A 4,179-nucleotide genomic window follows, 5' to 3' on the forward strand; every position below is an offset into this window, starting at 1 on the left:
GACGCCCGCCTGGTGGTGCTCAACAAGATCGACACCTTGTGGGATGCCCTGAGCTCGCCCGCGCAAATTCAGGCTCAGATTGACCGGCAGCGCGCCACCTCTGCGGAAATCCTCGGTTTGCCGATGGCGCAGGTGATTCCAGTTTCGGCCCAAAAAGGCCTGGTGGCCAAGGTCACCGGCGACGACAAGCTGCTCAAAGCCAGTTGCCTGCCGGGCCTGGAGCTGGCGCTGGCCCAGGGCGTGATGGGGCAGCGGCAAAAGATACTGCGCTCTGCGGTGGCAGCAGGCATTGTCGAGCTGCGCGCCGAGGCCGGACGTGTCATCCACATCCGTCGCCGCGACCTGGCCGAGCAGATGATCGAGCTGCGCGGCCTGCGCGGAAAGAACGACTCCGTCATCAAACACATGCGCTCGCGCATCGAGCAGGAGCATGGCGAGTTCAACACCAGCGGCGCCAAGATACAGGCCGTGCGCTCCATCCACCTGAAACTGCTCAGGGAAGTGTTTCATCTGCTGGGAACTCCCACGCTCAAGACGGAGCTGGCCGAGCTGACCGAGGCGCTCAAGCAGCCCGGCATCAAGCTGGGCGTCAAAAAAGCGTATGGCCAGACTTTTGCACGTCTGCGCGAAGGCCTGCAAAAAGCCAGAACGACCAGCGCCGAAATACAGAACATGCTCAGCGGGTCCTTCAAGCAACTCAATTCCGAATTCGGTTTTTCCCTGCAGGCCCCCAAAGAGCCCCAGATGGACCGCTTCATGGTGGACCTCGAGCAGATCGAGCGCAGCCATCTGCAATACCTGGGCGTGGCCAACATCCTCAAGCTGGCGCAGCCGGAATTTTCCGAGCGGCTGGTGCGCGCCCTGGCCACGCGGCTGCGCGTGGTGTATGAGACCGCACTGGGCGAAGTCGAGCTGTGGAACAAGTCGGCTGCTTCGCAGCTGGATGCCCAGCTGAAGGAGCGCAGGCGCAACTTCGGCCGGCGCATTGAAGCCATCGAACGCATCCAGCATGCCGCAACGGGCCTGGACGAACGCATCTCGGAAATCGATGCCCAAGAGCAGGCGCTCACCGAGCTGGACGGCAAGCTTGATGAACTCACGGACCAGCTGGTCAATGCGCCGGCCAGCCCGCACGAGCCCGCCCCTGCTTCTCCTGCCGCGGCGCTGACCCAGGCCGCCTGAGGGCGCGGATGGCTGGCGCCGGCGTGCCCTCGCGGCACCTTGAAGAAGCCGGACCGGCTTCGTACACCGCGGCATTGGACGGGGACTTTTCTGCCCACATCGTGCGCTGGCAAAAAAGCCATGGCCGCCATAGCCTGCCCTGGCAGAACACGCGCGATCCCTACCGTGTCTGGCTGTCCGAAATCATGCTGCAGCAAACCCAGGTGGCCACCGTACTGGACTACTACACGCGGTTTTTGCAGCGCTTTCCCGCGGTGACAGATCTTGCGGCTGCGCCGCTGGACGATGTGCTGGGCCTGTGGAGCGGGCTGGGCTACTACAGCCGCGCGCGCAACCTGCACCGCTGCGCACAAGACGTTGTACGTTTGCACGGCGGGAAGTTTCCGAAAAATGCAGAGCTGCTGCAGTCACTGCCGGGCATTGGCCCCTCGACGGCGGCGGCGATTGCCTCTTTCTGTTTTTCCGAACGAGTGGCCATCCTTGACGGCAATGTCAAACGGGTCTTGACACGGGTCACGGCGTTTTCAGGTGACCTGGCGTCCAGCGCCCAGGAACGCCTGTTGTGGGAAATCGCCACCACGCTGTTGCCAAGCCGCAAGCTGGTGGACAACATGCCACGCTACACACAGGGGGTGATGGACCTGGGCGCGACGATCTGCACGACGCGCCAGCCCTCCTGCCTGCTGTGTCCGGTGCAGGCTATGTGCCAAGGCAGGGCAGGCGGCACGCCGGAAAACTACCCGGTCAAGACCCGAAAGCTCAAGCGCAGCGCGCAATCGCTGTCCCTGCTGTGGGCGGAAAAGCGCGATGGTTCCGTGTGGCTGGAGCGCCGTGCTGTGCCCGGTATCTGGGGTGGGCTGTATTGTTTTCCGGTATTCGACAGCGAAGAGGATTTGCTGGCGGCCCTGCCCTTGCCCTGGCAAGGACGCCTGGTAGCGATCCAGCCCTTTGTGCATGTGCTGACGCATAAAGACTTGCGTCTGTCGCCCATGGTGCTGACCTTGTCGCCCCGCGAGGCCAAAACTGCCGCTTTGCCGGGTGCCGGCGCTTGGTTTGCGCGGGATGCCTGGGAAGGGCTGGGATTGCCCGCACCGGTCAGAAAGCTGCTGCAGCAGCGGCAGAGCTGAAAAAGACCATTTCTTTAGCAAAAAAGGCCTTTAGCCCTTTGCTGGCGGGCGCAAGCAGCTATCAAAACTATAGTGATTCAATGCTCCTGCTACAGGGCGGCGTCGAGTTCCCGGTGGCGCTTGAGCGTGACCCAGTGCGGGCTGAAGGCCCGCGCCAGTTGCTCGACCAGGTAAACCGAGCGATGCTGGCCGCCGGTGCAGCCGATGGCCACGGTCACATAGCTGCGGTGGTCACGGGCCAGCGCCTGCAGCCAGTGGGCCAGGAACTGCTCAATGTGGCGGAACATGTCGCCAACCTCGGCGTGGCCCTGCAGGTAGTTCACCACGGTTTCGTCCTTGCCGGTCAGGTGGCGCAGTTCAGGCTCGTAATGCGGGTTGGGCAGCATGCGCACGTCAAACACGTAGTCGGCATCGACCGGTACGCCGCGTTTGAAGGCAAACGATTCAAACACCAGCGTCAGCTGGGTGACGGGTGAGGAAATCAGGGCCTTCACATAACCTTGCAACTGGGATGCGCGGATCATGCTGGTATCAATGACATGGGCGTATTCGCGCATGTCGCCAAGCAGTTCGCGCTCTTCGTCAATTGCATCGACCAGCGCGCGGTGCTGGTCGGAATCGTCGCGCCGCGACAGCGGGTGCAAGCGCCGTGTTTCCGAATAACGCCGCACCAGCGTGTCGGTGCTGGCGTCAAGAAAGATGGATTGCACGGCCACGCCTTGCTCCTGCATCTGCGCGAGCTGCAGCGGCACCAGGGGCAAGGACGTGGCGCTGCGCACATCCATTGCGATGGCCACCTTGCTGGCGCCATGCTGCTTTTCCAGTGCGACAAAGGGCAGGAGCAGTTCCGGCGGCAGGTTGTCCACGCAGTAGTAGCCTGCGTCCTCCAGCGCGTGTAGCGCGACGGATTTCCCCGAACCGGACATGCCGGTGATCAGCACCATGTCCAGGTTGGGCGTGGGGTCCGGGCCGGCGTTCATTGCCCCAGCATTTCCTTGGCGTGGGCCAGCGTGGTGCCGGAGAGCTTTTCGCCGCCCAGCATGCGGGCCACTTCGGCAACGCGTTGCTCGCCGTGAACTGGCTCAACCGTGCTGACGGTCTGTCCCTTGTCGCTGCGTTTGGCCACCATCAGGTGCTGGTCGGCGCAGGCGGCAACCTGGGGCAGGTGGGTGACGGCCATGACCTGGCGGTCCTTGCCGAGCTGCTTCATCAGGCGGCCCACGGTTTCTGCAACGGCGCCGCCCACGCCCGAGTCCACCTCATCAAAAATCAGGGTCTGCGCCTGTCCAAGCTGGCTGGTGGTGACCGCAATGGCCAGCGCAATGCGCGACAGCTCGCCGCCGGAAGCTACCTTGCCGACCGGCCGCGGCGTGCTGCCGCTGTGGCCGGCTACCAGGAATTCCGCTTGCTCAAGCCCGTGCTGGGCAGGCTGCTCCAGCTTGCCCAGCGCTACTTCAAATTTGCCGCCCTGCATGCCCAGGCCCTGCATCGCTTCGGTGATGGCTTTGGCCAGCAGGGGCGCCGCTTTGGTTCGGGCTTTGGAGACGGCGCGGGCTGCGTCGATATAGGCGGCCTTGGCCACCTGCTCGGTCTTTTCCAGGCCCACAAGGTCGGCCGCGGCATCGAGTTTGTGCAGCTCGCTGCGCCAGCCAGCCAGCAACTCCGGCAGCTCTGCCGGCGTGCGTTTGTAGCGCCGTGCCAGGCTGACCCAGAGCGAAAGGCGCTCGTCCAGCTCGGCGAGGCGCTGCGGCTCCAGCTCGGCATGCCGCGCATAGCCGTGCAGCGAATGCACAGCATCTTCAATCTGTGCCAGGGCACTGCCCAAAACCTCGGTCAGCCCTTTGAATTCGGGCTCAATGTGCTCCTGATT

2 protein-coding genes and 2 pseudogenes are annotated in these 4,179 nt (G+C 63.6%); 2 read left to right on the top strand and 2 right to left on the bottom strand.

The annotated features are described in order from the left end of the window. Both ABI660_RS23130 and mutY read left to right on the top strand, forming a co-directional pair. Positions 1-1,182 (top strand): annotated as a pseudogene (locus ABI660_RS23130) (dynamin family protein); the annotation flags it as partial. 74 nt (positions 1,183-1,256) lie between these two features. Then, positions 1,257-2,309 carry an A/G-specific adenine glycosylase gene (gene mutY, locus ABI660_RS23135; protein ID WP_348072564.1) on the top strand — a complete coding sequence of 351 codons (1,053 nt, stop codon included), beginning with the start codon at positions 1,257-1,259 and terminating at the stop codon, positions 2,307-2,309. Between the two features lie 89 nt (positions 2,310-2,398). On the opposite strand, the gene rapZ is transcribed toward mutY, so the two are convergent. Together rapZ and ABI660_RS23145 are read right to left on the bottom strand one after the other, a co-directional pair. Further along, complete coding sequence (gene rapZ / locus ABI660_RS23140; protein ID WP_348072563.1) at positions 2,399-3,289, bottom strand: RNase adapter RapZ; 891 nt, start codon at positions 3,287-3,289, stop codon at positions 2,399-2,401. Further along, positions 3,286-4,179, bottom strand: a pseudogene (locus ABI660_RS23145) (DNA repair protein RecN); the annotation flags it as partial. The pseudogene ABI660_RS23145 and the gene rapZ, both read right to left, overlap by 4 nt.

The organism is Polaromonas sp. (assembly GCF_039930745.1).
GTDB lineage: Bacteria > Pseudomonadota > Gammaproteobacteria > Burkholderiales > Burkholderiaceae_C > Polaromonas.